At 65.0% G+C, this 22,206-nt stretch carries 21 protein-coding genes; 16 read left to right on the top strand and 5 right to left on the bottom strand.

Annotated features, from left to right (window positions below):
- Positions 1–56: 56 nt before the first annotated feature.
- Positions 57–2,864, bottom strand: coding sequence for a DNA-directed DNA polymerase (locus C443_RS16510; RefSeq protein ID WP_005537797.1), 2,808 nt, complete (start codon positions 2,862–2,864; stop codon positions 57–59).
- Between the two features lie 107 nt (positions 2,865–2,971).
- Here C443_RS16510 and C443_RS16505 point away from each other — a divergent pair, with 107 nt between their 5' ends.
- The 3 genes from C443_RS16505 to C443_RS16495 are packed head-to-tail and all read left to right on the top strand — an operon-like array spanning position 2,972 to position 4,058.
- Positions 2,972–3,163 (top strand): DUF7331 family protein, encoded by a 192-nt coding sequence (locus C443_RS16505; RefSeq protein ID WP_004517169.1) that lies wholly within the window; start codon positions 2,972–2,974, stop codon positions 3,161–3,163.
- A gap of 40 nt (positions 3,164–3,203) precedes the next feature.
- Complete coding sequence (locus tag C443_RS16500) at positions 3,204–3,608, top strand: DUF7322 domain-containing protein (RefSeq protein ID WP_005537794.1); 405 nt, start codon at positions 3,204–3,206, stop codon at positions 3,606–3,608.
- 27 nt (positions 3,609–3,635) lie between these two features.
- Positions 3,636–4,058, top strand: coding sequence for a DUF7346 family protein (locus C443_RS16495; RefSeq protein WP_005537793.1), 423 nt, complete (start codon positions 3,636–3,638; stop codon positions 4,056–4,058).
- Between the two features lie 25 nt (positions 4,059–4,083).
- Here the strand turns inward: C443_RS16495 and rad50 are convergent, their stop codons facing one another.
- The 3 genes from rad50 to C443_RS16480 form a co-directional block, all read right to left on the bottom strand.
- A complete protein-coding gene (gene rad50, locus C443_RS16490) occupies positions 4,084–6,759 on the bottom strand; it encodes a DNA double-strand break repair ATPase Rad50 (RefSeq protein WP_005537792.1) in 2,676 nt (891 codons plus the stop codon).
- A gap of 13 nt (positions 6,760–6,772) precedes the next feature.
- The gene (gene mre11 / locus C443_RS16485; RefSeq protein ID WP_005537791.1) at positions 6,773–8,011 is read right to left on the bottom strand and encodes a DNA double-strand break repair protein Mre11; all 1,239 of its coding nucleotides are present in this window, start codon (positions 8,009–8,011) and stop codon (positions 6,773–6,775) included.
- A gap of 84 nt (positions 8,012–8,095) precedes the next feature.
- The gene (locus tag C443_RS16480; RefSeq protein WP_005537790.1) at positions 8,096–8,464 is read right to left on the bottom strand and encodes a hypothetical protein; all 369 of its coding nucleotides are present in this window, start codon (positions 8,462–8,464) and stop codon (positions 8,096–8,098) included.
- Between the two features lie 178 nt (positions 8,465–8,642).
- Here C443_RS16480 and C443_RS22215 point away from each other — a divergent pair, with 178 nt between their 5' ends.
- From C443_RS22215 to C443_RS16420, 13 genes are all read left to right on the top strand, one after another.
- Positions 8,643–8,765: a hypothetical protein gene (locus C443_RS22215; protein WP_268237874.1), complete on the top strand. Its 123-nt coding sequence runs from the start codon at positions 8,643–8,645 to the stop codon at positions 8,763–8,765.
- A gap of 91 nt (positions 8,766–8,856) precedes the next feature.
- Positions 8,857–9,372: a DUF7310 family coiled-coil domain-containing protein gene (locus C443_RS16475; RefSeq protein ID WP_005537788.1), complete on the top strand. Its 516-nt coding sequence runs from the start codon at positions 8,857–8,859 to the stop codon at positions 9,370–9,372.
- Positions 9,369–9,842, top strand: coding sequence for a DUF7311 family protein (locus tag C443_RS16470; RefSeq protein ID WP_005537786.1), 474 nt, complete (start codon positions 9,369–9,371; stop codon positions 9,840–9,842). The genes C443_RS16475 and C443_RS16470 overlap by 4 nt, the downstream gene beginning before the upstream one ends.
- Complete coding sequence (locus C443_RS16465; protein ID WP_005537785.1) at positions 9,835–11,697, top strand: ATPase, T2SS/T4P/T4SS family; 1,863 nt, start codon at positions 9,835–9,837, stop codon at positions 11,695–11,697. The genes C443_RS16470 and C443_RS16465 overlap by 8 nt, the downstream gene beginning before the upstream one ends.
- A complete protein-coding gene (locus C443_RS16460; RefSeq protein ID WP_005537783.1) occupies positions 11,694–13,439 on the top strand; it encodes a type II secretion system F family protein in 1,746 nt (581 codons plus the stop codon). The genes C443_RS16465 and C443_RS16460 overlap by 4 nt, the downstream gene beginning before the upstream one ends.
- A 34-nt stretch (positions 13,440–13,473) precedes the next feature.
- Positions 13,474–13,935 (top strand): DUF7283 family protein, encoded by a 462-nt coding sequence (locus C443_RS16455; RefSeq protein ID WP_005537782.1) that lies wholly within the window; start codon positions 13,474–13,476, stop codon positions 13,933–13,935.
- Entirely contained in the window at positions 13,916–14,311 is a 396-nt protein-coding gene (locus tag C443_RS16450) for a DUF7285 family protein (RefSeq protein WP_005537780.1), read from the top strand. Before C443_RS16455 ends, C443_RS16450 begins: the two co-directional genes overlap by 20 nt.
- Positions 14,312–14,319: 8 nt before the next feature.
- Entirely contained in the window at positions 14,320–15,180 is an 861-nt protein-coding gene (locus C443_RS16445; RefSeq protein ID WP_049944106.1) for a DUF7284 family protein, read from the top strand.
- Positions 15,168–18,170: a DUF7286 family protein gene (locus C443_RS16440; protein ID WP_005537776.1), complete on the top strand. Its 3,003-nt coding sequence runs from the start codon at positions 15,168–15,170 to the stop codon at positions 18,168–18,170. Before C443_RS16445 ends, C443_RS16440 begins: the two co-directional genes overlap by 13 nt.
- Before the next feature lie 50 nt (positions 18,171–18,220).
- The gene (locus tag C443_RS16435) at positions 18,221–18,649 is read left to right on the top strand and encodes a DUF5791 family protein (protein WP_005537775.1); all 429 of its coding nucleotides are present in this window, start codon (positions 18,221–18,223) and stop codon (positions 18,647–18,649) included.
- The gene (locus C443_RS16430; protein WP_005537773.1) at positions 18,646–19,536 is read left to right on the top strand and encodes an SDR family oxidoreductase; all 891 of its coding nucleotides are present in this window, start codon (positions 18,646–18,648) and stop codon (positions 19,534–19,536) included. The genes C443_RS16435 and C443_RS16430 overlap by 4 nt, the downstream gene beginning before the upstream one ends.
- 49 nt (positions 19,537–19,585) lie before the next feature.
- The gene (locus C443_RS16425; RefSeq protein ID WP_005537771.1) at positions 19,586–20,770 is read left to right on the top strand and encodes a DHH family phosphoesterase; all 1,185 of its coding nucleotides are present in this window, start codon (positions 19,586–19,588) and stop codon (positions 20,768–20,770) included.
- 72 nt (positions 20,771–20,842) lie between these two features.
- Entirely contained in the window at positions 20,843–21,928 is a 1,086-nt protein-coding gene (locus tag C443_RS16420; RefSeq protein ID WP_005537769.1) for an aldo/keto reductase, read from the top strand.
- Here the strand turns inward: C443_RS16420 and C443_RS21820 are convergent, their stop codons facing one another.
- Complete coding sequence (locus tag C443_RS21820; protein ID WP_004517187.1) at positions 21,929–22,099, bottom strand: HVO_0758 family zinc finger protein; 171 nt, start codon at positions 22,097–22,099, stop codon at positions 21,929–21,931.
- Positions 22,100–22,206: the final 107 nt, after the last annotated feature.

Genomic DNA, 22,206 nt, shown 5'->3' with positions numbered 1-22,206 from the left:
ACTTCTGTATATAGAAACAATATTTCTTGCAGCAGTAACCACCTGCTTTCTGTGGGTTACATGAAACTGCCGAGTCCCGTCTGTTCCTGTCCGGACTTGACCTCCTCCCAGGAGATGTCCATTGCTTCCAGAATGCGAGCAATCGGGCCTTTCAGCGTCTTATCGAGCATCTTGTCCCAGTCGATCTCGAACTCCTCTGGAATCTGGTCCGCGTACTCGAAACAGATCACGTCAGGGTCCCGCCGGAACTCGCCGTACAGCGGGTCCCGCTGGGGGTCCAGCCCTTCTTCTTTCTCGATGCGCTGGAAGAAATCGGAGTGAACGCGGTCGAGATACAGTCGCTTGGGCTTCGAGCCGCTCTGGAAGTTCGTTCCCAGCAGGAGGTTGGCGTACTTCGCGCCCCGGACCTGCGCGGTGTCGGTGTCGTAGTTGTCGAGTTTCTTCCCGATGCCGCCGGGAATACCCACGTCGTCGTAGTTGACATTGCCGTCCTGATAGTCCTCGATGACGTCGCTGACGTACTGCTTGATGGACTCGGCGTCCTCGCCGCGGACGATGCGGTCGATGACCTCCTTCTGGACCCGCTTCGTGATGGGCGCGATATCGGACCGCTGGTATTCGAACCCGGTGATGTCGATGTCGTCGACGTGTTTGCCCTCTTTCCAGACAATGTTGCCCGCGTAGCGCTTCTTTTTGCCCGCCTGGAAGAACCGCCGATAGAGCTTCTCGAACTCTATCTGGAAGCGGTGGTCACTCGCGTTGAGCCGCTCCATCGCGAACTCGTCGTAAGAGTCGTTGATCGTCTCCTCCAGCTCGAATCCCTTCTGGATGGTCGCGGCGACGAGTTCGAGTTCGTCGTCACCCATCTCCGGGTGTTTCTCGCGCATCTCGTCGGTGACCGTCGCGTCCCCATCGACATCCTCCGGGCCGATGTCTCCGAGTTGGAGCATGACGGAGTCGGTGTCGCCGTAGACGACCTCGTACCCTTCGTCCGCGACGACTTCGTCGGTGTAGTCGATGACCTCCCGACCGGTGGCGGTGACCGCCGCGCCCATCTCCTTGTCGTAGAGCCGGAAGCGGTCCCACCCCAGAACGCCGTACAGGCTGTTCATTATCACCTTCACCGCTGCTTGCTGGCGGTCAAAGCGCTCGTACTCGGGGTTGTCCGGGTCGAAGCTGTTTCGCTGTGCCTTCTTCTCCTCCCGCTCTGAGAGGAGTTCGTCGACCATCTCCCGGATGACGCCGTCCGGTTCTTTCCGGAAGTGGGTGCCGTTGGGCGCGCGGTAAGTGTCGCCGTCGTAGATCTCCGGATCGACTTTCGTCTCCGGACTGGCGTTGGTCGTCACCATGCACATCGGGTACAGCGACTTCAGGTCCAGCACGGTGACGTTCTCGCGGACGCCCGTAATGGGGTCAAACACTGCGCCACCCTCGTAGTCCTCGCTCTCTTGCTGGCCCTTCGAGGGGAGCGCGAACTCGCCGTGGAGTTTGTGGAGGACATACATGTCGACGGCGTCGCCGGGCGTTGTCGCGTCCTCCAGCTTACACCCGACGAAGGTGCGGACCTCGTCCCAGAAGTCGATGATGTCCTGCTCGCGGTCGAGTTCGACACACAGTTCCACGTCCCGAAGGTTGTACTCCAGCAGCTGCTCGGGGTCCTGTTCCCAGAGATCGCCGATGTCGCCGGTGTAGCGTTCCTTGCCGACACCGAGTTCCTGCTCGCCGACGGCGTCGAGCCGGTAGGATTCGAGTTCGGTGAACTGCGTTCGCTTGTAGGCATAGAGGAGGTCGAAGACGACACGGCCTTTGATATCGGGGCCGCCCCAGCCCGAGCGCCAGACCTCGTCGACTCGCGAGAGGCGGTCTATCTGCAGGTCGTAGTCGTGGTTGTAGCTCTGGAGTTCCTCCAGTCGGTCGAGGAAGTACGGCGCGTCGAAGTCGTCGAAGTTCCAGCCGGTCAGCACGTCCGGGTCGGTGTCGACGATGTAGTCGACGAACGCCTCCAGCATGGCCTCCTCCTCGTCGAAGACGCGCACATCGGCCTCGAAGTCCTCCCGAATCGGGTCGTAGCCGGCCAGCGCCTCGGGACCATTGACGCCATCGGGGGACTCGTACAGCCAGACGACGTACTCGTCGCGGTAGGAGTCATGCGAAGTGAGACAGATTATCGGTTCTTCGCCGTCCTCGGGGAACCCCTGTCTGTCGTCGACCTCAATGTCGAAGGTGTTGACCCGCGGGTCGGCGTGGGCCTCAACCGGCGTTATCTCCTCGTGATGGACCTTCAGACTCCCGTCGTCAAGTTCGCGGGCGGGGACGCGCACGCCGCTCGTGATGTCCTTGTCGATGAGCAGGCGGTTGGGAAAGAGGATATCCGCCTCGTAGTGATCGAAGTCGTCACGGATCTGACCCACATCGCGAGGCGTCTGGCCGAATATCTTCGTCAGGCGCTCGCCCCGAATGGACTCGTAGGGCTCGCCGTCTCCGTCGGCTTCTTCCCAGCCGGTGATGCTGTCGTACTGGCGGAGTTCGTCCTCTGAGACGCTGTCGGTCGGTGCGTAGAAGTAGGGTTGGAAATCGAAAACACGCGCATGGACCGGCTCATTGTCGTCAGTGCGCCCAAAGACGTGGACGACTGGGAACTCGTCGTCGCCCTGCCCCTCAATGGTGTAGTCGACCTGCGTGACGACGAACTCGACGGTCTCTTCGACCGGCGGGAACTGGCGCTCGTCGATGTCGACAACGCTCGTGTCCCCGCTATCGCTCCCACCGTTGCCCGCGATGGCCGCCGCTTCGTCGGCGACCGGGCGGTCCTCCTCCGCGTCTTGCTCGAAGTCCCCCAGCGTGCCCTGGGTCCCGTCACTCATTCTTGGCCGTGTTTCGAGATGCCGCATAAAAACACCGACGGTCGACGGGGTATTGCCACAGGCAGAAAGTATATGCCATCGAGTAACATACCCAAGTTTGACGGCCAATGTCGCACCACGCATCCCCCCACGGCGAGGCGGATAGGTCCGAAGAACTGCGGTCGGAGCCGGCGCTCCCGGACGCCATCCAGACGACCGAGACCTACGAGACCGAGGAGGGGACAGTGTTTTACGACGCAGAGAACCCGCTCGCGTGGCTGCAGACTGACACGGCGCTCACCTTACAGGAGATCGCCTGACAGGAAGTACTTTTAGCGTCCACACGTCGTAGCTAGTGTGATGGATATCCCCGGCGAGGACGACCCGAACGAGAGCGGCGGTGTCCTCTCCGAGAAGAGCGAGTATGAGCCCGAAGAGTTCGACCCGGAGAGTCTCGGGCCGGACGTGCCATCGCCGTCGGACGGCGCTTACGACGGCGACGCCACGGGACTGTTCGTCAAACTCGTCATCGTTTTCAACGTCGCGCTGCTGGCGCTCTCGCTCGGGCCAATGCTGGCCTACTTCGAGGGGCAGGTCGACCTCGGGGTTCGGATCTTCCTCGTCGGCGTCATCGCCTTCGGGTACGGAACGTTTCGGTACGTCCAGTTCGAACGCGAACGTAAGTCGGACGACGGCGAAGGCGAAACAGCCGAGACAACGGATACCCCGGCTGACGGCGCAGAGTCAAGCGACCACAACGGCTAACCGGCCCGGTCGGCTACGAACGGCCATATGCGTACTGTGCGGGACGACGACGGCACGCGGTACTTACTACTGAAGGAGTCTACCGATTCGAGTCTGGTCAGGGACCCTGAAACCGGCGAACAGCGGCACGTCCCGAACGCCGACCTCGAACCTGTGGATGGCGAATCGCCGCTGGCCACGGCCGCCGAGGCCGTTCCCGACGCCGCCCGCCACGTCATTACAGCGGCCCACGATGAGCGTGCGCTGGGCCTGCTCGTGGAGGTCGACGAGCGCGGACCGCTCTCCGTAGCGGAACTGCTCTCAGCCTACGACCTCTGTGAAAGTGACCTGCACGGCCTGCTGGCCGAGTTCCGCGCCGCCGGCCTGCTCACAGAGGCGACAGTCCATGGCCAGCGTGGCTACGACACGACCGAGACAGCCAGCGACGGGCTGGCACATCTCCGCGACTGAGGGCTGTCCAGCGTCGTGACTGCGCTCAGGCCAGTTCCGCGACCGTCGCTTCGACCTGCTCGACCCGCGAGCGGTTGGTCGTGGCGTCTTTCTCGACGCGGACGAGGTCGTCCGCCGCACCGACCAGTTCCTCGTCGTGGCTGACTACAAGAATCTGCTCGACGCCGACCTCGTCGCGCATGTACTCCACGAGGTCGAGCAGTTGCGTGACGTGACCCGAATCCAGAAACACCGTCGGCTCGTCTAGGATGAGCGGCGGCATCGGCGCAGCCCCCTCGATGCCTTCCGCGAGCAGGCGATAGATGGCACACCGCAGGCTGAGGTTGAACAGCGCCCGCTCGCCGCCGGAGAGCTGTTCGGGCTCCAGCGGTTCGCCGTCCTTCTGGTACACCGTCAGCTGGTACTGCCCGTCGAGTTCGATGTGGGAGTACGAGTCGTTCTGGTACACCAGATCGAACGTCTGATTGAGCATCCGTTCGAGTGTCTCGACGTTGCGCTGGCGCAGCTCTGCCCGAAGCGTCCCGTACATCTCCTGTAGCTCCTCGGTTTCCTCGTACAGTGTTTCGAGTTTCTCCAAGGTCGCTTCGAGGTCCTCGCGCCGGTCCCGCAGTGACTCCAGTTCCTCGATCTCGTTCGTGACGCCGCCGATGGCGTTTTGCAGTTCGTCGCGCTTTTCGCGTTTCTCCGCCAGCGTCGCCTCGGCCTGCTCGATATACTTTTTCGCCCGCTGCCTCTCGCTTCGAGCCTCTTCGATGCGTTCCTCGTCGAACGACTCAGCCAGCTCTTGCTTGCGCTCGCGCTTCTCCGCGAGCTGTTCGCGGCGCTGGTCGTTCAGTTCGGCCTGCTGACTGCGCTTCTCTCGCAAGCGTTCGATGTCATCAGTGCAGTCGTCGATCTTCGCAAGCAGGTCTTCGACCCGCTCTAAACGCTCGATCGACTGCTTGACCTGCTGGCGTTCCTGATTGCATTCGGCGACGACCGACCGACAGTCCTCGGCCTGCTCGCGGGCTTCGGCAGCTTTCTCGCGCTTCGTCTCGGCCTCGGACTCGTGTTTCGCTGCTTCCTCGCGGAGCGTCTCGATGCGCTCCTGGTCCGCGTCTAGCCCGTCTTCTTTCTCCTCGACCAGTTGCACGATGTTCGAGCGGTTGTTCTCCAGCGTCGCCAGTTCGTCCGCGGTCTCGACCAGTGCCGTCGCCGATTCGTGTTCTGCCTGCAGGTCTGACACGTCCTCACGGGCGTCCGTGAGCCGCTCCTCCAGCTCCGCGATCTGATCGCGGTCGTCCTCAATGGAGTCGACATGTGGCGACTCGGCTACGTCCTGCCCGCACTCGGGACACTTGCCGGCCTCAAGCAACGCCTCCGCCTCGGCCAGCGCCTCGCGCTCGCTCTCCAGTTTTGTCTCCAGTTCAGTCACCCGCTGTCGGGCGTCGTCGAGGTCACTGGCGATGGAGTCTTTGTGCGACCGCACCCCGTCGCGGTCGGTCGGCGCGTCCTCGAACTCGGCTTCGAGGTCGGCGATCTGGTCGTCGATATCGCTGATCTGCTCCCGCCGCTCGGCAATAGTCTCCCGCGCAGCTTCGATGTCGGCTTCCAGTTCGTCGGCTTCCTCGCGCTTGTCTTTGGCCCGAGATTCGAGGTCCGCGACGCTCTCGGCTAGCGCATCGGCGGTGCTGCTGTGTTCCTTCGCGTCGACCCGCTGGTCCTCAATGCGGCTCTGCAGTTCGTCGTCGCGGGACTGCAGTTCGTCGAGTCGCGCATCGACGGTTTTGGGGTCGAGGTCCGAACTGTCGAGGTCTGTGTCGGCGACCGTCTCCGAGAGCTCCTCCCGCAGCGACGCCCGCTGGTCCTGCAGGTCGCTGATCTGCTCTTTGAGCTCGGTTCGTTCCGTCTCGGTCTCGGTGATGGTCGTCTCCAGTTCCTCGATGTCGGCTTCGAGGGTCGACAGTTCGTCGCGTTTCTCCTCGTACTCTTCGAGGACCGACTCGGCCCGCGTGAGCGTCTCCTCGGCAGTGGCCTTCTGATCCTCGATGTGTTCGATCTCCTCGTGCAGTTCCGACTCCTTCGTTTCGAGGCCGTTCAAGCGCTCGTGGAGGTCCTTCGCCTCTTTCTCCTCTATCTGCTCGTCGAGTTGTGAGAGTGCTCCCTGCTTGTCGTCGCGCACGCGACCGACCCCGACGCGGGCGTCGCTGGCCCGCTCGCGGTACTCCTCCAGCTTCCCCAGTTGGAGGAGGTCGTCGAGCATATCCTGTCGGTCGCCGGGAGAGGCGTTGATGAGCTTGTTCACCTCGCCCTGGCGGACGTAGGCGCAGTTGACGAACGCCTCGCTGTCCATCCGCAAGAGCTCCGTAATCCGCCGGCGCACGTCGCGCGCCCCCTCGTAGTTTCCGTCGGGAGTCTCCAGCACACACTTCGCCGTCGTCGGTTGCGCGCCGGTCGCGCGGACCCGGCGCGTGAGGTGGTAGTCGCCGCCGGCGTGGGAGAACCACAGTTCGACGGTACAGTCGTCGGCTCCGATGGTAACCACGTCGCCGAGGTTCTCATCCAGCGCCTTCGAGCCGTACAGCGCGAAGAAACAGGCCTCAAGCAGGGACGACTTCCCGCTCCCGTTGAGTCCGTGGATGACGGTCACGCCGTTGTCCAGTCGCAGGTCGGCATCGTCGTAGCACTTGAAATTGGATAGCTTGACGCGTTGGAATTTCATTGTTGACCCTCCATTACAGGAACTCCTCGACGCTCGCCTGGCCGTCGTCATCGGCCCCGTCCACCGGTGCCGTGTCGTCGGCATCATCCTCGTTTACGCTCGCGGTGTCGGGCGCTTCATCACTCGCATCCGAATCCGTATCGGCTGCGAGGGCATCCGACTCCTCGGAGAGCAGTTCACGGACGTGCCGTTCGACCTCGTCTTTGACGTTCGCGTCAGCGACCTTCGAGGCCCGGATCGTCTCGTCGATGTCGTGGGCGGCCTCGCTCAGTCCGAGGTCGCGGACACGTTCGGTGACGGCGTCGTCCGGGTCGGCGAAGCTGATATCGGTTTCTCGCTCCTCGGCCGTGATTTCTCGGTGGTCAGTGACGCGAGCCACGAGCGCACCCCGATCGAGCGCGAACGATTCGACGCTGGCCGGGGTGACCGGGTCACCGTCGCCGCTGATGGAGACGATGACCACGGCATCTTCCAGATTATGCTGGCCGACACGGCTGCGGACCCGTTCGACGCCTTCCTCGGGCCCAAGATCCACGTCGACAAAGACGAACTCGCGGGTGTCGAGGCCGCGGCGGGTGATCCGGACCTCGTCGCCGAAGGTGACGATGTTGTAGCCACGGTCCTCGCGTTCGCTCGCACTCGCGCGCTCGGTCGACCCGCAGTAGGTGACCCAGGCGTCTTCGACCTGCTGTTTGCCGGGGTCGTGGTTGTCGCCGAGCAACATCGCGTCGAACTCGACCGACGACTCGGTCAGAATTTCTTCGGCATCCCAGTCGCCATAATCGAAGGGCTGGAACAGGCCGTGAGTGACCAGCGCGGCGCTGTCCGCGCCATGTGGGGCGAAGTCGTAGTCGAGGTCGTCGCGTTGCGAGCGCGGCACGAAATCGAGGCCATAGAAGGCAGTATCGCCGATGACGGTCGGCTCGTCGTCGAGCCGCGTCGCCAGGCCCAGCGATTCGTACAGATCGAGCCACTGGGCGTCCCGCTTGGCTTCGTGGTTGCCCACGACGGCAAGAAATGGGATATCGGCTTCGGAGAGTTCTTCGAGAACGGTCAGCGTACCCATGATGTCTGCCAGGGCTGGGCGGCGGTCGTGGAACAGGTCACCGGCGTGGACAACGGCATCGGCGTCGTCCGCGATGGCGTCTCGAACCACCTGCCGGAACGCATCGAGGAAGTCGTCCCGCCGGTCGGGGACGTTGTACTGCTGATACCCGACGTGGGTATCGCCGGTGTGTATCACCCGTGTCATTTGCCCACCCGTAAGCCAGCGCCACCTAAAGGGGTATCGTGAGCGGAGTGAAAGTGGTCGGCGGCACTGTGGTTAGCCCGGTGGCTACGATCCATCGCTGGGTCCCGCCGCAGCGTCCCGATATCGCCGGAACGCTCGCAAAGCCGCCCGGCCCTTGTCTGCCAGCCCACTCACTTCGTGTTCGGCCTGTGTGACGGCTGCTTCGAGTCGTCCGACGCCGAACGTCTCGACGAAGGCGACCGCTTCGTCTAAATCGTCGGTTGCCCGGATTGCTCGTTCGATGACCGTCCGGTAGCCGGCGTCGCCACCCGTCTCATGGGCTTCCATCCGGCCTGCGCTACTACCGCCCTCCCGGTCGGCTGCTCCGGTAGCCCCGCCCCCGCCGTCGCTGTTGTCGCCCTCTCCGTCAGCGAGCGCCGCGAGTGCCGTTTTCACCTGGTCGCTATCGGTCATAGAACGGCGTGGCCACGGCATCCGAAATAAACGTTTGCTGGCTCCGGGGCAGATACTGGCGCCTTGGAGACAATCACTCGACCGAAAGCGCGTACTGGTCAGTGTGGTGATTGGTTCGATAGAACTAACGGTCCAGCACCAGTGCTACCGGACGAAGAACCACTAACAGTTCAGTATCATGCCGCTGTGCAAACTCCGCTCCGACGACAAAGCGCTCTCGTCAACCACAATCGTCGCGCTGCTGATTCTGGTAACCCTGCTCATCTCTATCATCCTCGCGCTGTTCATCCTCGGCGGGTGAGGCTGGACGAGGGCTTTCTGATAGCGACCGGTACGTTTCCCGCAGTACCCCGTCCGAGCGTTCAAATACGAGCACGGGACCAGCGCCAAGCATGACAGATATCGAGACGCTGGCCGAGCGGCTCCGTACAGTCGAACGCGCAGTCACGGACGGAACGACTGAGTTCCCGGAGGTAACGGAACTCGCCGAGTTGGAGAGCCGTATGGATACCGTCGAAAAACGTATCGACGACATCGACGAGCGGACGGCGGAACTCGAAGCCGCTACACAGGCCCTTCGCGGCTACGTGGGGAACATCCGCGCGGTCAACGAAGACATCGAGCAACGCGCCGACGCGGCGCTGGCGGCGACCGACCGACTGGAAATCCGACTCGACGAAGCACTGTCGTCGCCGTCGACATCTGACCCACCAGCGGCGGGGACCGATCAGTTATGGGCGGAGACAGCACAGGGCCATCCAGGTCTGTCGGATAGCGGTGATCGCACAGAAACGAACGCCACAACCGAAGAGCCGACCGATTTCTCCGCCATCACCGACGGTGGTGACCCCGACAACGACGAGACTCCTGACGCGGGCATCGTCGGGCGTATCCGCGCGCTGCTGTGATATACCGACTGGTCCTCGCTGTCGCGGTCACGACCGCACTTGTCGGTGCAACAGCGCCAGCGCTGTCGATAGCCCGAGCGGACGCAGCCAGCGGGACAATGGAGCGTCAACTGGACGAACTGGAGACCGAACTGACGACGTTAGTCGAGACTGACGACGCGACGGCGAACGGCGACGCACGGCGAGCAGTGACGATACGACTCCCCGTGCGGACCTACACGAACGCCGGCGTCAGTCAGCTACAGTTCGCGGAGCGGGCCGGTGTCGGTATCGCGACCTGGACAGTCGAGTCCCGGAAACAGACCGAGCGGTTGGTCGGCACCCCGATCCGAACGACAGCCGCGACCGACCGACTCGACGAACCCGGCACACATCGGCTCGTGTTCGTGCTGACGCGGTCAAATGGTCAGCGGATACTGCAGGTCCATCGGTTTAAGTCCGAAGCCGCGGCGAGGCACGGCCATGCGTGAGTGGCTTTTCGGATCATCGACCGCGTCCGACTGTCGCTGTGAAACGGCCATCGAGGGTGGGCGGCTGGTGGTGACAGCGGACGAGTGTCCTGGCGGCGGCGACCTCGCCGCGTCGGCTGACTGCCGGGCGACAGTCGTCGGGTCGCTCCCCTCAGCCAGTGTCGATACTGTCGTCACGAAACAGGCAGGACAGGAGCGAGTGTACGTCGACCGGGCGGCGGCGGTGCTCACCGCGGCTGGTCGGTTCGCGACCAGAGTCGCCTCGCTGGACGACCGACTTGCAGCCTGTACCCGCCGGGATCCCGTCGATGCCGCCGTGGAGGCAGTCGGTCGAGCGGGGCCGGTCGCTGACCTGGCTGCGGAGACCGGATTGGCTGTCGCCACAGAAGGCTTCGATACCAGCGAACAGGCGCTTACTGCATACACTGGACCAACGATTAGCGACGCCCGTGTCGGGGCAGCGCCACCAGCGAATTCGGCGCTCCGGGACCAGCAGACACTCCCGACAGAGGCTGTCGTTCGGCGATACGACACGCACGGCGACCAACTACCGATGTATCACATCGAGCCCCGCGAACAGCGGTTCAACGCGGACACGATGGAGGCGCTTGTCGAAGCGTACGAGCGAGTCGCGACCGCTGCCGCCGACGGCGGCTGTCACCCGTACGACGCAGCTACCGCGGTGGCCGGCGACAGTATGACGACAACCGCTGTCGGTCCCGTGCTTGAGAAGCACACGGGTGGGCTCGGGATTCTCGAAGATATCTTCGCCGATCAGCGAGTGTCCGACGTGTTCGCGACAGCCCCCGTGAGTGACACCCGGCTCCGAGTGCGTTGTGATGGCGAGACGATGCGAACCAATGTCCGCCTGACGCCGGCGGGCGCGAACACGCTGGCGTCGACGTTCAGACGGTCGAGTGGCCGGGCGTTCTCGCAAGCGAGCCCGACGCTCGATGCAACGGCGACGGTGGCTGACCGGCAGATCCGCGTCGCCGGTGTGAGCGAACCGGTCAGTGACGGCCTCGCCTTCGCCTTTCGCGCCCACGACCGCGACGTATGGCGGCTGGCCGACTTCGTCGCCAACGGGACGATGCCGGCCGCTGTCGCCGGATTGCTCTCCATCGTCGCGGAGCGCGGCGGGGCCTGCCTCGTCGCCGGCCCCCGCGGCGCGGGCAAGACGACAACACTCGGGGCGTTGCTCTGGGAGCTCCCCAAGGAGGTCCGGACCATCCTGATCGAAGACACGCCCGAACTTCCAGCGTCGTCGTTGCGGTCCGATAGACGGGACGTGCAGGCGCTTCGGACTGCTCGCGAAGAAGGACCGTCGGTCGACGCCACAGAGGCCCTGCGAACAGCACTCCGCCTCGGCGAAGGTGCGCTCGCCGTTGGAGAGGTCCGCGGCGAGGAGGCCAGCGTTCTCTACGAGGCGATGCGTGTCGGTGGCGGCGACGGGGCTGTCCTCGGAACGATTCACGGTAACGGCCCCGAAGCGGTTCGGGAACGGCTGGTGTCGGACCTCGGCGTCCCGGTCCAGTCGTTCGCGGCGACGGATCTCGTGATAACGCTGGCACCGCCCGCGTCGGCGCACGGCCGCGGCATCACATCTGTCGCCGAAACCGTCTCTCACGGCGACGATGTCTCTTTCGAGATGCTCTACGAACGCGACGGGTCGACAGCGATGGCTACCGGTCGCCTGATGCGGGGCAACAGCCGTCTGGTGGAGTCACTCGCCGCGCCCGGGGAGACCTATGCAGAGGTACTCGACGCTATCGAGGCGCGAACCGAACGGTTCGAGGAGTCGGTGGCTGTCGAGACGCCTGAGAACGAGCTGCCCACAGGCGAGGTCCAGCCGTGAGCCACGCCGGCAATTCAGACGACTCTCGTGACGACGCGAACACGGAATCAGCCGCACCGCTCACAACCGCGCTCATTGGGGCCTGCCCGGGTACTGTCGAGGTACCGGACGACTACCGGCGAGCGTGTCGGCTGCTTTCGGTTTCGGCTCCGCCCGAGACACTGCTGACGGCGAGCTACGCCGTTGCGGTGTGTGGCTCCCTGCTCGCACTACTCGTCGGTGTGATGGTGACCGGACTGCTGGCGACGACTGTCAGCCTCGGATTCCTCGGCCTGTCTCTGGGTGTCGCGGCGCTGGGGCGGTACGGTATCCTCTTCACGGCGGAGGCGAAGCAGATTCGGACGCTGGGGGCCGCGCCCTCGCTCGTCACGACGCTGGTGCTTGGCGCGACGCTATGGCCCAGCGCTGAGCGGGCGGCGGCGTTCGCCGGGCAGACCGGAGACGGCCCGCTCGCTACCCGGCTGGAACACCACCGGCAGCGAGCCGCAGGGACGCCACGGAGCGGTCTGGGAACGTTCGCGACAGCCTGGAGCGACCGCTTCCCCGCGCTCGAACGCGCAGTCGGGCTGGTCGAGAACGCGACGGCGGCTCAAGCCGAAGAGCGGCCCGAGGTTCTCGAACGCGCGCGGCGATGCATCCTCGACGGGACGCGCGACGAGATGGCGGCCTTCGCGGCCTCACTCCAAGGACCGGCGACCGGGCTGTACGCGTTCGGTGTCCTCCTGCCGCTGGCGATGGCGTCGCTGCTGCCGGCCGCCGCTGCCGCGGGTGTGCCAGTGACCGCCCCTGTGCTGGTCGGGATCTACGGCGTCGTCTTGCCCGCCGCGCTGCTGGTCGCCTGTTGCTGGCTCCTGGGACGGCGGCCGGTCGCGTTCCCGCCAGCGACAATTCCACGGAGCCATCCGGACGTGCCAGCGTCGGCGCTCCCGTCGATCGCGGGCGGCATCATCGCCGGAATCGGTGGATGGTTCCTTGCCAGCACACTCGTCGCTACGTGGGCGTCTCCCATCGGCGCGCTTGGGGCCGGCGTCGGGAGCGCGCTCGTCAACTACTACCGCCCCGTGGCCGAGGTGCGCGACTACGTCACAGATATCGAATCGGGTCTCCCGGACGTGCTATCGGCTGTCGGTCGTCGACTGGACCGCGGCCAGTCGGTCGAAGCCGCGCTTGTCGAGGCTGTCGACGAGACTCCCGAACCGACCAGCGCCGTGATCGAATCCGCCGTCGCGCGTCAGGAACGCCTCGGCACCAGCGTCGAGGTGGCATTTCTGGGTCCCGGCGGCGCGCTCGCTGAGGTCCCGAGCCGCCGTACCCGTCGAGCGGCGACTCTGCTGGATACAGCCGCGACAATCGGGCCACCGGCGGGAACGTCCGTGACGACGATGGGCGAGCATCTGGACGCACTCTGGACCATCGAGCGCGAGACGCGCAGGGACCTCTCGCAGATAACCGAAACGCTGTCGAACACCGCCGCGCTGTTCGGTCCGCTTATCGGCGGTGCGACTGTCGCGCTGGCCGGATCGATGGGTGGCAGCGAGCAGTTCGCTACCGTTCCGAATGCGCTGCTGGGACCGGTCATCGGCTGGTACGTGCTCGTTTTAGCTGTTTTGTTGACGGCGCTATCGACGGGCCTGCATCGGGGTCTCGACCGCGCGCTCGTTGGCTACCGAACCGGCTTGGCGCTCCTGTCGGCTACGGCCACCTTCCTCGTCGCCGTCGTCGCCACTGAGCTGCTGGTCTGAGAGTTTAAATCAGAAAACGCAGCCAGGCCGTTCCATGTTCGAAACGCACGTCGACACACTGTATCTCTGGGTCGGCCTAGGGATAGTGAGCGTGGCCGTCCTCGGCGTCGTCGTCGGCCTCCCGACGACCGCACCGCCGGACGCGACGGCGGCGGCCGCGACTATCGATGAGGTCACAACCAGCCCGCCCGGGTCCGTCGCACACCGACGACTCGTCGCTACAGAGTGGGCGTTCGACGGCCGTGAAATCCGTCTTCGCAACGACGGTGGGACAGCCACCGCACGACTGATTCGAACGGCTGTCCCGGCGCGGACCGAGCAGCTACAGTCTGTGGTCGACGGTACGCGGCCGAAGGCGGTGTACGAATCACCAGCGGCGTTCCATCGAGATGCCCGTCAGGCCCGGACTACAGACGACGGATGGCGACCGGCTCCGGACCGGGTGACCGTCAGGCATGTGGCTTGGGGAGGGACCGATGTCACTATCGTCGGATAGGGCGACGACGGAACCGCTGGTCGCGCTCGTCGCTGTCTTCGCCGTCACGCTCGGCGTAGCGCTGTATGCCGGCGTAGTAGACGACGCGTTCGGAACGCTTGACGATGACCGCAATCTCGCCACGCCGACCGCCGATGCTGTGGAACAGCGGCTCTCGTCGGCCGGCGTCGTTCGGCCAGAGGCGCTCAATAGCGCGCTCGATGCGGTGCCAGCGAACTACCACGAGAACGCGACCATCACATCGACGACCGGCGAGCGATGGAGCAGTGGGCAAAAGCCACCGAAGAGCGCCGACACCGAAACCAGAACGGTGAGCGTGCGAGTCGGAGCGGGAGCAGTCCGTCGCGGAACGCTCACCGTTCGGGTGTGGCGATGAACAGGGCGATGAGTGCCGTCGCTGACGTGACGGTGTTCCTCCTGCTCGTCGGTGCTGCTGCGGGGACTCTCGTGAGCGGCGTTGGTGTCGAGAAACCGGCGGCGACCACAAACCCTGCGGCTGACCAAGCGTCGACGCTGGCGACGAGTACCGCGAGCGTCGAGTACGATTTGCTCGTCCCACCGTCAGAGCACCGCAGGCCACCCGACCACGCTACGCGGCGGCAGCGGACGAGTCACGGGACCGTCGCAGAACTACTCGGTGAGGCGGCGATGAGCGGCGTCACCATTGACGGTGACCGGGTATCGAGCGCCGGCACGGACTTTGAGTCACGAGTCGCGGCGGCGACGCGTGATAGACTCCACAGCCAGGGGCATCGAACGGCCGTCCGTGTCACCTGGGCCCCGTATCGCGGTGCGCCAGTCCGCGGTGAGTACCGCGTCGGCGACCGGCCGCCGAATACTGTAGACGTTCGAGCGGCGACGGTAACTGTCCCGAGCGGGATGGAGAACGTCTCGGAGCCGGCCCGCGAAGCGGCGGGGACAAACGGCTACGACGGCGTGGCGACGGTCGTGGCTCGGAGCATCGTCGACGGGCTGTTCCCGCCGACGCAGTCGCGGTACGCCCTCCGTGGCGACTACCCCGCAGACGTGCTGCTGGCGACGCGATACGAGCGCATGGCTGATCTGACCGGAACGAGCGTTGCTGTCGAACGACAGTCGACGGTCGAGATGAACCGCGACCTGACCGAAGCGCTCGCAGCGCGGCTTCGAACCGATATGCGGTCGCGGTACGACTCGCCAGCGGACGCCGCCCGCGCCGTTCGGGCGAGCCGCGTCCGCGTCATTGTCAGGACGTGGTCGCCGTGAGGGACGACACCCGTGGCCGAGTCCCCTTCGCGTTGCTCGGCGTTCTCCTGCTGGTGAGCAGTCTCACGCTAGCCCCGACGTTCGTCACCAAACCGGCTCCGAGCGAGACGGCGGTCGAACGGGCGCTGAATCAGGCCACGGCGGAGACACAGATCGCCGTGCGGGACGGCGTCTCGACGGCTGGCCAGCAGGCAGCGGCGAATCCGGTCGTCACGCCGGCCGACACAGCGACTGGCCGGGTCCTGAACGACTCGACGGCGTTCCGGGATTCACTCAGAATCCGTGCCTATCTCCGGATCGCCGACCGGCTGGAGCGCGTCTCCGGCCGAAGCGGTGACGTGACTGTGACCGCCAGCCTGCCAGCGGTTTCTAACGTAAGCGACCTCCGGGCGGCGAAACACCGCGTCTCGGTCGAGCGCGCTGGGCCGAACAAAACCGCGATGCGGGCCACAGTCGAGAATGTCACTCTGACGGTCCGGCGCAACGGAGCGGTGGTCTCGACCCGGCGCGTTTCGCCGACTGTCGTTGTCCCGACACAGGCGCTCATGCTCCACGATCAAGTGTCGACCTACCAGACGCGTCTGAACAACGGTCTGGACAATCCGGGGCTGAGCCGGCGGATGACAGCCCGGCTGTACCCGATAGCGTGGGCGAGAGGCTACGCACAATACGGCGGCGCTGGCATCGAAAATGTCGTCGCGAACCGGCACGTCTCGCTGGCGACGAACGGTGCATTGCTCGGCGTCCAGCGGTCGACCTTCGGGCGGAGCGACCCAGCCGGCCGCCGTGCGCTGACCGAGGCGACAGCGATGACGGGAATCGAGGACCTGATTCGGGGGAGCCAGGGGACAGCGTACTCAACGGAGGTACTCGACCAGGCCCAGTACAAGCCGGTCAGTGAAACGCCGCCGCGTCCGAAGTCCACGGCCGGTCCGAGTCCGTCCGATTCGATGACCGTGGGCGTCAACGAGACAGCCGACACCGCGTTCCGGTCAGTCACCGAGCCATCAGCGCTCAACGAGACGCTCGAAGCCGCATACACGGTCGAGATAGCGCTGGAAACCGACAGGCATCAGCTTGGCGGGGGGCCGCCGGGGACGCCGCCGACGCCGGGCACCGGGTGGACACTGGTCGCCGACCGGACGACCACCGCTACGGAGGCAGTTGGGAACGCCAGCGGTCGCGTCGTAACGCCGGACGGCTGGCATACCTTGGAGACGTTCAGCCGGACTGTCGAGCGCCAGTACACGCGGACTGCCGTCTGGCAGAACGGGTCGGTGCGTCGGCGCACGACGGCGTCAAGCACCGCGCGCTATCGCGTGACCGTCGCCGTCGTCGGCCGCCATCACGGTCGTTCACCGGCACCGAACCGCTCGATTCGGACCGCGCACGACGCCAGCCCGAGTCCGCTGAACGGGTCGAACCTCGCCGATGTGGAACCGAAAGCGATGGACACGCTCGTCGGCCACGCCGGGGGGCGAGACGAGACCGCTGAGCGAGTCGTCGACGATAGCCTCAGCCGGACGGAGGCGACGGTGACGGCCGACCGACCGCCAGAACTGCACGACTGGGTGTATCGGGACCTGATGAGTCTACGGGCGTCAGTCCGCAACACGACCGTCACCGTCGAGCGCGGACGCGTCGGGACCTTCGAAACGAATCCCCCGCAGGAACTCCGAGAACGGGTCGCGAAACGCCGTGCAACCCTTGCGGCCGTGCCGGACACCTACGATAGCGCGGCACAGAAGGCACGCGTCGCGGCCCGGCTGACTTATTTGAATGCGGTGTCTGCGGAGTTGAATAGGCAGGCCACAGCGCGTGACAGCAACCGAGAGCGAGTCGATACACAGCTATCGGAACATACCGACGGGTCGTTGCGCGCCCTCCGCAAAGGGTTAACGGCGCGGGAGACGCCCGTTCCGCGCTCGCGTCCGGTGCCGGTCGGTCCGGCCGGCCCCGTCAGAACACGGGTCGATGCGCAGACGCCGTATCTGACGCTGGCCGAGCTAAACGAGAGTCGGTATCGCGCGCTGGATGGGAGCGAGCATCCGCTGGTGGCGCGGAACGCGAACGTGTTCACAGTCCCCTATGGCGACGCCGCTGACGCCGTCGTTGGCGGTACGTTCGAGAGTGCCGACAGGGTACGCCTCGCAACGGCAGCGAACACACTCGCGGCCGCGAACGAGACCCTCGAAGCGGAGTCGAACACCACGCTCGCTTCAGAACGCGATGCACTCCAGCGGGAGGTCGAGGCGGCCAACAGGGAGATGACGACGACTCTCTGGCTGGCAGTCTCCCAGCACACCGAGGCTGAACAGGACGAGAGCAAGGCCATTGTCACTGAAGCGATGTCGCCGTGGGAAACATCGGCGGCCCGGGCGTTGGCCCTGACCAACGGCTCCGCTCAGGAACGGGTCGCCCGTGTCGCCGGTGCCCGACTGAACCTCACGCGGGTCGAACGTGACCGCCTCCGCCTGCAACTGCTTTCGGTCGATACACCGGCAACCAGACCGGCGCTGGGTTCGACGAACGGGACGGCCTCGGCGGTGCGGTCCGTTGCGAAAGACGAACTGAGCAGCGCCCTAGCAAGTGCCGGCGAACAGAAGGCCCAACAGGTCGCGACGAAGCGGCTCGGGACGGACAGGCTCCCGGCAGGCCTCCCGCTGGCACCACCGGCTACTCCCTGGTACGCGACAGCGAACATCTGGTGGGTGACCGTCGAGGGCGAGTACGCACGGTTCGCCGTCTCTGCGAGTCACGGGCCGCCGAGCGAGCCCGGCGCACAGACCACCTATGCGCGTGACGGACACAATGTTACGCTCGACGTTGACGACGATGGAACAGGCGAGCAATTGGGTACCGCTGACCGCATCTCGTTCCGGGCCGATACTGGCGTTGTCGTCGTCGTGCCACCCAAACCGCGCGGAGTCGGTGATAAGGGCGGTAATGCCGTGGAGGAATCCAGTGGGTGGCCGGACGCAGGCTCCTGACCTCGGACCGCATAACCGAAGTAAAATACCCCGGGGCCATACCGATGCCCATGCTTCGAGGCGAGTTTCCGGATGCGGGCGAGCAGTCCCACGAGGAGTTACTGGCGGCCTACGGCACCGTGCTGACCGAGACAGTTGAGACCGTCGGCGTCGAGGAGATCGTCGCCGAGACCGGTCTCGACCAAGCGACGGTGACAGCGTTCGCCGACGGCGATATCGCTGACCGGACGCTCGACGAGGCGGTCGCCGTACTGGCGACCGGACCGAACCGACCGGACGCTGACGCACTGCAGGCCGAAGCGCAGGACATCCTCCTGATGGGGATGACGACGGCTGTGATGGACGTAGAATCGCTGGCCTCTGGCATCGACGACGAACTGGAGCCAAAGGAAATCCAGCAGAAAATCGAGGGCAGATATCCAGTGACGCTGGCCGAGTACGCCCTCCTGCACAGCTACATCGAGGGGGAAAAGCGGTGACGGAGCGCGTCGCCATTCTGGGCTGTGGCTACGTCGGCCTCGAACTCGGGCGGCAGTTGCACGACGACCACGAGGTCGTGGGCGTTCGCCGCTCCGACAGTGGCATCGCGGCTATCGAGGACGCCGGCTTCGAGGCGGTCCAAGCCGACGTAACCGACCCCGAGTCGCTGTCGGCGGTGCCGGACGCTGACTGGCTCGTTTTTGCAGCGAGCTCCGGCGGGCGAGGAGCCGAGGCCGCCCGCGAGGTGTACGTCGAGGGGCTCCGGACAGCTATCGACCACTTCTGGTCACGGGCGGACCCGCCCGAGCGGCTAGTGTACACCTCCAGCACCGGCGTGTACGGCGACCACGACGGCGCGTGGGTCGACGAGGAGACGCCGCTGGACCCTCAGACAGAGAAGACAGAAGTGCTGGCCGAAGCGGAGCGGGTCGCCCGCGAGCGTCCCACAGAACACGGCGGCCACGGTGCAGTTGCTCGCTTTGCCGGCCTGTACGGCCCGGACCGCTACCGACTGGAGCGGTATCTGGAGGGGCCGGTGACGGCCGGCTACCTGAACATGGTCCACCGGGCCGACGCGGCCGGGGCCGTGCGTCATCTGCTGACCGAGGACCACCGTGACGGAGTCGTGCTGGTCGTCGACGATGAACCCGTCGAGAAGTGGGCCTTTGCCGACTGGCTGGCCGAACAGTGTGAGGTCCCGTTCCCGCCGAAACAGACCACCGATGAACGACTCGCCGACGATAGCCTCTCAGAGACCGCAAAGCGCCGTATTCAGACGAGCAAGCGATGCTCGAACGGGCGGCTCCAGGAACTCGGGTATACATTCGAGTACCCGACGTTCCGGGAGGGGTACCGCGACGCCGTCCGAGAATACCGGCAAAATTAGCTGTATAAGGGGCGAACTTTATTACTGATAGGCTGGCGAACTGCGTGGTATGACACGCGTTGCCGCCGGCGGACTCCAGATCGACGCCGCCGCGGCGTTCGCTAGCGAGAATCCCTTGTTGATCGCTGGTGTCGCTGTGGCCCTCCTCGTCCTTCTCGGTGCTGGCGTCTGGCTGCGTCGGTATCTCAGCCGAACGCCCGGCGAGCGACTGCGTCGGACGCTGACCGGCTACGACCGGATCGCGGTGTTGATGCACCCAAACCCGGACCCGGACGCGATGGCCTCTGCCCTGGCCGTCAACCAACTCGTCGCCGGCACCGATACGTCGGCGTCGCTGCTGTACCCCGGAGAGATACGCCGCCCGGAAAACCGGGCCTTCCAAACAGTGCTGGATCTGGATTTCGACCATATCGAAACTGTCGAAGACATCGACGGCGAGGCGGTCGTCCTCGTCGACCACAACACGGCACGCGGCTTCCCCGGTGCCGAGGAGGTCGAGCCAGTCGCCGTCATCGACCACCATCCCGGCAACGGCAGCGGGGATGAGTTCACCGACATCCGGTCCGATTACGGGGCCTGTGCGACCATCTTCGCGAGTTACTTCAATCAGTTAGAATTCGAGTTCAGCGACACACAGGGGAACGGGGGTATCGATATCGACGCGGCACCGGCAGAAACCGTTCCCTGTGCACTGGCAACGGGGCTGATGTACGGTATCCAGTCGGACACCCGGTCGCTGACGAACGGGTGTAAGTCCGAGGACTTCGCGGCTGCCGCGTACCTCTACGATGGGATGGATAGCGACCTGCTCAACCGGATCGCGAACCCCCAGGTCGACGCGGAAGTGCTCGACGTGAAATCCCGGGCTATCGGGAAACGAGAGGTGCGAGCGCCCTACGCGTTCAGCGATGTGGGCGAGGTGTCGAACACGGACGCGATTCCACAGGCAGCAGACGAACTTGAGACGTTAGAGGGTGTCTCCGCGGTCGTCGTCGTGGGCGAGAAGGAGGGCACCATGCGTATCGCCGGGCGCTCGCGGGACGACCGCGTCCACATCGGGCGGGCGATAGAGGCCGTCGTCGACGACATCCCGATGGCAGAGGGTGGCGGCCACGCGCGAATGGGCGGTGGCAAGGTCCCGGTCGAACACATGGCCGGCCTCGGCCCCAGCAACGGCGTCTCCCGGGAGGACTTCCGTGAGCGGGTGTTCGACGCCATGAGTGGCGAGCTGTAGCGAGCGACTGGAACGCCCTCGTCGATTCCAGTGAATCTCTGTCCTTTTGTCACTGCCCGACTAACGGCCGGTATGGCCACACGGGAGGCGACCTGGGCATACCGGGACGACCACGACGAGTTCGCGCGCACGTTCTACCGTCGATTCGGCGACGGCGTCGTCTCCAGTATCGGCATCGGCACGTATCTGGGCGACCCGACCGACGAGCGGGACGCAAGCTATCACGACGCCATCGTCACGGCGCTCGAATCCGGCATCAACGTCGTCGATACGGCGATAAACTACCGCCATCAGCGCTCCGAGCGCGTCGTCGGCGACGCCGTCGCAGACGCCGACGTGGACCGTGAAGCAATCGCAGTTGCGACGAAAGGCGGGTTTGTCCCGTTCGACGGGGACCGACCGGCTGATCCCGGCGCGTTCGTCCGGTCGGAGTACCTCGACACCGGCCTCGTCGACCGCGACGACCTCGTTGCCGGCCAGCACTGCATTGCGCCCGACTACATCGACGATCAGGTCGACCGGTCGCTGACGAATCTCGGGCTGGATACCATCGACCTCTACTACGTCCACAATCCGGAGACGCAACTGAAAACGAACTCGCCTGAGGCGGTGTACGACCAGCTAGAGGCGACTTTCGAACAGTTGGAGGAGCGGGCGGCGGCCGGCGATATCAAGCACTACGGCGTTGCGACGTGGGAGGCGTTCCGCGTGGCCGCCGACCACGACAGCTACCTCTCACTTCCGGAAATCGTTGAGCGTGCACGCGCCGCCGCGGAGACGGTTGGGAACGCGGCGACGCATCTCCGCGCGATTCAGTTGCCGTTCAACGTCGCGATGGCTGACGCGTTCACTGTCGAGTCTCACGACGGCGCGGAGGGGCCACAGTCGGCGCTGTGGTTCGCTCACGAGGCCGGGCTAGACGTGTTCACCAGCGCATCCATCATGCAAGGACAGCTAGCCGCGGAAGTCCCGGATGACGTAGCGGCGAAGCTCTCGGGCGAAACGAGCGCACAGCGCGCCATTAATTTCGCGCGCAGTGCGCCGGGCGTGACCTGCTCGCTGGTCGGCACGGGGTCGGTCGAACACGCCCAGGAAAACGTCGATGCGGGCCGATACGAACCGCTCGGTGCTGATGCGTTCGACGCCGTCTTCGAATAGCTAGCTGAGTTCCTTCCACTTGCCGTCGCACTCGGGGCAGACACGCACTTTCCCGACCTCGTCCGGGTCGTTCTCCGTCGCAAGTGGCTCGTCACAACTGGTACAGGAGAGCCGTCCGTAGTTGTCCTTCTCGACATCGCCGGCTCGGAGGGCCTTCCTCACTGAGTCCATACCTGCCAGTGTGCTACCCGCGTGTAAAAACCCCGTGGCGGCGTTCCGGAACGTTGTTCAGGTTTTCCGATCTATCGCCGGTCGTGTCACGTCGCCGCATCTTTGGC

Source organism: Haloarcula argentinensis DSM 12282 (genome assembly GCA_000336895.1).
In the GTDB taxonomy this organism is placed as follows: Archaea; Halobacteriota; Halobacteria; order Halobacteriales; family Haloarculaceae; genus Haloarcula; species Haloarcula argentinensis.
The sequence above is the reverse complement of the archived record's forward strand: the minus strand, read 5'-3'. Positions and strand labels throughout refer to the sequence as shown.